Source organism: Bacillus sp. B2-WWTP-C-10-Post-4 (assembly GCF_009183805.1).
GTDB lineage: Bacteria > Bacillota > Bacilli > Bacillales > Bacillaceae_G > Bacillus_A > Bacillus_A cereus.
Genome location: NZ_WEII01000169.1, coordinates 1 through 5,863, shown reverse-complemented (window position 1 = coordinate 5,863; position 5,863 = coordinate 1). Strand labels below are relative to the sequence as shown.

Sequence of the window (5,863 nt, the reverse complement as noted above, 5' to 3'; positions counted from 1 at the left end):
TATATAAGGTACGTGTGCCAGGAAATATAGAACATAACATTATGCAGAAACTTATGAGTTTGGTCTCAAAAGAAAAGCAGATGAAAATACAGAAATATAAAAGAAAGCCCGACCAATATAGCGCCTTAATTGGAGACATTATAATAAGATATTTAATTACTACAAATTTCGCAAAAGAAAATAAAGATATTAAATATAAATACAATGAATACGGAAAGCCTTATGTTGATGAGTTAAATAATTTTCATTTTAATATATCACATTCCGAAAGTTGGGTTGTTGGAGCTATTCATGAGGAAGAAGTAGGAATAGATGTAGAAAAAGTCCGGCCCATAGATACTACAATGATTAAAAATATATTTAATGAGGAAGAATTTAATTATTTAAATTCATTAAATGTAGAACAACAATTAGATGTGTTTTATGAATTATGGACTATAAAAGAAAGCTTTGTTAAATGGATAGGGAAAGGACTAACTATACCTTTAAACTCTTTTGTTATTAAAAAAAATACAATATTTTATGGTGACATGCTATCTAATGAGGTTTATTATAAAAAGTTTACTATTGGTAAAGATTATAAGCTTTCTTGTTGTGCTTCTTTAGATAGTTTTCCAGAATCAATAATTGAAATTGACTTTGTTGATTTGTGTAATTACTTTATAGAAGATAAGCATTCTTACATAGTTTAAAATGATCGATATTTCCTTAATGAAAGAAAATTTTCGGAAATTTAATTTTGAAAATTATAAAAGCAAAGATCTGAATAAGTAATTAAACTTGCTGGAGATACAATCATTTTACGCTTAATAGATTACTTTGTGTATATATTAGTATGTCATTCATTGTTTGTTTGCTTAGATCAATGGTTGCAATAACAATTGTTAGCGTTATAGCTGTAACAATTAAGAGGTTATCATAACTAAAATAGCGAGCCAGTAGAAGGAGTATATCTCTTTTAAAGAGGGCTCTTTAATGACTGCAGCAGTAATTTGTATCTTAACTGACAATCCGGAAAACGATATTTTTGAATGGGTGGATTTTTTAGAAGTGGGCTATAAAAGAAACAGCCAACATTGTATGTATATTATTAGTAAAAAAGATAATTTGAGTATGAATTGACAGAAAATTGATGAAAGAATTGAGAAAGCTGAAAATTCTGTATTTTGAGTATATTTTTAGTGTTGTAGTGTGTAATATATTCAGCAGAGCTATATCATAAAAAATAGGAATATAGACTAACAATAGAATTATATGTAAGTATTTCTGAGTAAAAATAGTATTCGAGTTCATATAGGCTATATATCAACTGCTATACATTAGTTTAAAAAAATTTTAGAAAAGTGTGGTAATGGATCCACATGAATTATATTTCCAATCTATTATTTTTACTTTAGCTGTTTAGTAGTTTTTATTTACATACATATGTAAATACATTTTTGTTACATGCAATTATTCAAAAGGGAGGTAATATAATAATGGCTATTCGAAAACATTTAATTACTCTTGAGGATCTTACTGATAGTGATATTAATCAAATTGTAAATCGTGGGGTAGAGTTTGCCGCAGGTAAATCGCAACCTAATCAAATATTAGCGGGAAATATAATTGGGATTTACTTCCGTAAAACATCGACTAGAACTCGATCGGCATTTTCTGTTGCAGCATTAAAGATGGGTGCACAAATTGTAACGTATGGTCCAAATGATTTGCAAGAAAATACAGGGGAGTCTATAGAAGACACTACTCAAGTACTTTCGCGAATGCTGGATGGACTAGTAGCAAGAACTGCAGATAGTCAAAAGGAAATGGAAAAGCTGGCATCTCAAAGTCGTATGGCAGTCATTAATGCAATGAGTGCGGAAGAACATCCAACACAAGCACTAACAGACTTAACAACAATGAAACAAAAATTTGGTGAAATAGCTGGATTACGGGTTTTATATATGGGAGAAGGTAATAACAGTGCTGCAGCTCTAGCTCTTTCTTTATCTCGTTTTCCAGGTACGGAGCTATATCTTTTTACACCTGCTGGTTATGGAGTGTCTCCAAGTGTGCTTGAAAAATCAAAAGAATATGCACGATTATCTGGTGCTAAAGTTATTGAATGTCATGATATAAAAATGTTACCTAGTGAAGTGGATGTTGTATATACAACAAGGTGGCAAACAACAGGGACAAGCAAAATAGATCCTTTATGGAAAGATGCATTTAATCCATTTGCAGTGACAGAGAGAATTTTGACTTTATATCCGGAAGCTACTTTCATGCATGACCTCCCAGCACACCGGGGGGAAGAAGTAGCAGCAACAGTTATTGATGGACCGAAAAGTATTGTATTTACCCAGGCCGAAAACAAGCTAAATAGTGCTATGGCAGTACTTGAATGGTGCTTAGCTTATCGATACTAAAGAATCTAGCATTTATTGTCTTTCAGGTATAAGTTCTATTTGAAATACATTCGAAAGAACATTTACAACTATTTATCTTTAATTATTTTTTTAGATTTTAACCAAGAAAGGAAGCAAATTATGCTCAAGAAATTAGAGAGTTTAGAAAGGGTAATCGGCAACACACCTATGATTAAATTAGAGCATGAAAAGATTAATCTGTATGCAAAACTAGAATATCACAATTTAATGAATAGTGTTAAAGTGCGTGCTGCTCACCATATTTTAAAATCAGCAATAAGTCGCGGTGAAGTGACTGAAAATTCTACAATTATCGAATCTTCATCTGGTAACTTTGCGGTTGCTCTTGCTACTCTTTGTAGGTATATCGGCCTGAAATTCATACCAGTTATTGATCCAAATATTAATGATAGTTATGAGAATTTTTTGAGAGCAACTTCCTATCAAGTAGCTAAAGTGGATGAACGAGATGAAACAGGTGGCTATTTATTAACGCGTTTAAATAAGGTGGAAGAACTTTTAAATACTATTCCTAATGCATACTGGACAAATCAATATAATAATGCTGATAACTTTGAAGCCCATTATCAAGGAATTGGTGAAGAAATATCTAATGATTTTAAACAGTTAGATTATGCCTTCATTGGAGTGAGTACTGGAGGAACTATCGCTGGGGTATCTACACGATTAAAAGAAAAATTCCCTAATATTAAAATTATTGCGGTAGATAGTCAAGGGTCCATTATTTTTGGTGATAAGCCTCGTAAACGGTACATACCAGGAATTGGTGCCAGTATGATACCTGGTATGGTTAAAAAAGCATTGATTGATGATGTAATGATTGTACCGGAGGTCCATACTGTTGCAGGTTGTTATGAGCTATTTAATAAACATGCAATATTTGCTGGTGGATCATCAGGGACTTCATATTATGCAATCCAAAAGTATTTTGAAAATAAGGATGTTCAAAATACACCTAATGTTGTTTTCTTGTGTCCTGATAATGGACAAGCTTACACATCAACTATTTACAACGTAGAATGGGTAGAATGGCTTAATACACAAAAATCAGTAGAAGACCAATTAGTTTCTTTATAAAAATGATATAGAAATGAGGAAGCAATTATGATGTATTTAAATACCAAACATATCAATGAAATGGGTGTTAATTGGGAAGAAACAATAAATGTCATTTCAAAGGCAGTAAAAAGTCTTGATTTAGATGATTTTTCTCAGCCAATTAAGCCATACTTACGTTTCGATGATCCGGCTAATAGAATTATTGCTATGCCAGCTTATATTGGAGGAGAATTTAAGGTTTCAGGAATCAAATGGATAGCTAGTTTTCCGAAGAATATTGAGAAAGGTATTCAACGTGCTCATTCAGTTACTATATTAAATGATGCTATGACTGGAAAACCATTTGCGACGCTTAATACAGCAATGGTCAGTGTTATACGAACAGCTTCTGTTACAGGGTTAATGATTCGAGAGTTTGCCAAGTTAAGAGATTTAAATAATGTTAAAGTTGGAATAATTGGATTTGGACCTATTGGTCAGATGCATTTAAAGATGGTAACTGCCCTATTAGGCGATAAAATCGAAAGTGTTTACCTATATGATATCAATGGAATTAAAGACGAATTAATTCCTGAGGAAATTTATTCTAAAACTCAAAAGGTTAATGCTTATGAAGAAGCCTATAATGATGCTGATATTTTTATTACTTGTACTGTTTCTGCAGAAGGTTATATTGATAAGAAACCTAAAGATGGAGCGCTACTACTCAATGTTTCTCTTCGTGATTTTAAGCCTGATATCTTAGAATATACAAAATCCCTAGTTGTTGATAATTGGGAAGAAGTCTGTCGTGAAAAAACTGATGTTGAAAGGATGCACCTTGAAAGAGGTTTACAAAAAGAAGATACAGTATCAATTGCTGACGTTGTAATCCGAGGAGCACTGCAAAACTTCCCTTATGACAAAGCAATATTATTTAATCCAATGGGTATGGCCATTTTTGATGTAGCCATTGCTGCTTATTACTATCAAAGGGCTAGGGAAAAGGAAATTGGTGTTTTATTAGAAGACTAGTAAAATTATTAAAGCGCAGTTTGAAATAATTGTCTAATAGCTGCTAAATATCGGTAAACACAACTAATCATTATAGAAAATTAGTAATTTGATAAGCTTAGAATTTATGTAATTATTTGAGGAGCTGTTTTTATGAGTGAAATTATTTCGGCCTTAGATCTCTTACATCCCAAGCAAATTCGCTTTCATGAATCATATGAACACAAACGATTGGAACAAATTTGTCGTGTAATGGAAAGTGAAGGTGTTTTACGGAATCCTCCCTTAGTCTCTGAGCTTAGTGATGGTAATTATCTGTTACTTGATGGTGCCCATCGTATGAAGGCTATGATGGCATTAGGTTGTAAACGCGTTGCTGTACAGGTAGTACCTGATGAAAAAATAAAAATTCGTGCTTGGAATCATTTATTACCAATGGGGGAATGGGTAAATAATTTAAAGAAAGAACCTACAATAATTTGGTCAGGTAAGATTATTGCTAATAAACGTTTGCTTGCAAAAATTACAGAAGCAAATAAACAAGTACATTTTTTATATGCAAGGGATTTAAATAGCGATTTATTTAATCATTTAGAGATATGGCATCGTATTGTCAGCTTATATCAACATGAGTATACGGTACGCCGTCATTCAAATGATACTGAGATCTGGCCTCATTCAAATGAAATATTGATGAGTTATCCAGAATACTCGTTGATGGAACTGAAAAAGGTAATTGAAGCAAAGTTTTTAATGCCAGCGGGAGTTACTCGTACGACGCTTAGTGGTCGGTTATTGAATTTACGTATACCACTTCATATATTGCGTACGGAAGTATATCCTGCTGGTGAATGGGAAACGTTATGTGGAAATTGGTCAAAATGTTTACGCCTTTATGACGAGCCAATATATGTTTATGATGCTTGATATATTGTTTAATGATTATGATGTATATTTTTTATTTATTTGTAAAAATTTCATTATATGATTTATATTAATTCCAAAATATTTTTATTATGTTATAAAAACTTTTTGAATTAGTATTTAAGACTAATCTAAGAGAGGTTTGTTATCGGATGGGGTAAATATTACCAAAAAAGATAAAGTGGAGATCTCTAAAAAATTAAAAACTTTCTTGGGTGATCAATATTCACTTGAATTAGGAGAGTACATAAGCTTTGAGATACTTGAATTTATAATAAAAGAATTAAATCCACATTTTACTCTAGCTACAAAAAATAGGTTGGAAATTCTCTTGAAAAATATAGAGAAAGAGATATATAGTGAATTAGTTTCACATGAAAATAACAAAGTATAGGCAATATTACATGTATTTAAATGTAGAATAGCGAGGAACAAGAGAATTGATGATATACAAT

At 31.8% G+C, this 5,863-nt stretch carries 7 protein-coding genes; all 7 read left to right on the top strand.

All coding sequences use genetic code 11. The features are described from left to right. A partial coding sequence (locus GBN78_RS27990) for a 4'-phosphopantetheinyl transferase family protein (RefSeq protein WP_152127943.1) occupies positions 1 to 692 on the top strand: 692 nt, incomplete at its 5' end. A gap of 283 nt (positions 693 to 975) precedes the next feature. Further along, positions 976 to 1,122 (top strand): hypothetical protein, encoded by a 147-nt coding sequence (locus GBN78_RS30480; protein ID WP_000123019.1) that lies wholly within the window; start codon positions 976 to 978, stop codon positions 1,120 to 1,122. Between the two features lie 356 nt (positions 1,123 to 1,478). Beyond that, complete coding sequence (locus GBN78_RS27985) at positions 1,479 to 2,411, top strand: ornithine carbamoyltransferase (RefSeq protein WP_025967130.1); 933 nt, start codon at positions 1,479 to 1,481, stop codon at positions 2,409 to 2,411. Between the two features lie 120 nt (positions 2,412 to 2,531). After that, on the top strand, positions 2,532 to 3,509 hold the full coding sequence (sbnA, locus tag GBN78_RS27980) for a 2,3-diaminopropionate biosynthesis protein SbnA (protein WP_025967129.1): 978 nt from the start codon (positions 2,532 to 2,534) through the stop codon (positions 3,507 to 3,509). 27 nt (positions 3,510 to 3,536) lie between these two features. Further along, positions 3,537 to 4,505: a 2,3-diaminopropionate biosynthesis protein SbnB gene (gene sbnB, locus GBN78_RS27975; RefSeq protein ID WP_025967128.1), complete on the top strand. Its 969-nt coding sequence runs from the start codon at positions 3,537 to 3,539 to the stop codon at positions 4,503 to 4,505. Positions 4,506 to 4,637: 132 nt separating this feature from the next. Beyond that, a complete protein-coding gene (locus tag GBN78_RS27970; protein ID WP_119781218.1) occupies positions 4,638 to 5,411 on the top strand; it encodes a ParB N-terminal domain-containing protein in 774 nt (257 codons plus the stop codon). A gap of 139 nt (positions 5,412 to 5,550) precedes the next feature. Next, on the top strand, positions 5,551 to 5,802 hold the full coding sequence (locus GBN78_RS27965; RefSeq protein WP_044585333.1) for a DUF2164 family protein: 252 nt from the start codon (positions 5,551 to 5,553) through the stop codon (positions 5,800 to 5,802). The last annotated feature ends 61 nt before the right edge of the window (positions 5,803 to 5,863 follow it).

Coding starts and splice junctions, on each gene's coding strand:
- GBN78_RS30480 (WP_000123019.1), top strand. CDS start 976: ATGACTGCAGCAGTAATTTGTATCTTAACTGACAATCCGGAAAACGAT.
- GBN78_RS27985 (WP_025967130.1), top strand. CDS start 1,479: ATGGCTATTCGAAAACATTTAATTACTCTTGAGGATCTTACTGATAGT.
- sbnA (WP_025967129.1), top strand. CDS start 2,532: ATGCTCAAGAAATTAGAGAGTTTAGAAAGGGTAATCGGCAACACACCT.
- sbnB (WP_025967128.1), top strand. CDS start 3,537: ATGATGTATTTAAATACCAAACATATCAATGAAATGGGTGTTAATTGG.
- GBN78_RS27970 (WP_119781218.1), top strand. CDS start 4,638: ATGAGTGAAATTATTTCGGCCTTAGATCTCTTACATCCCAAGCAAATT.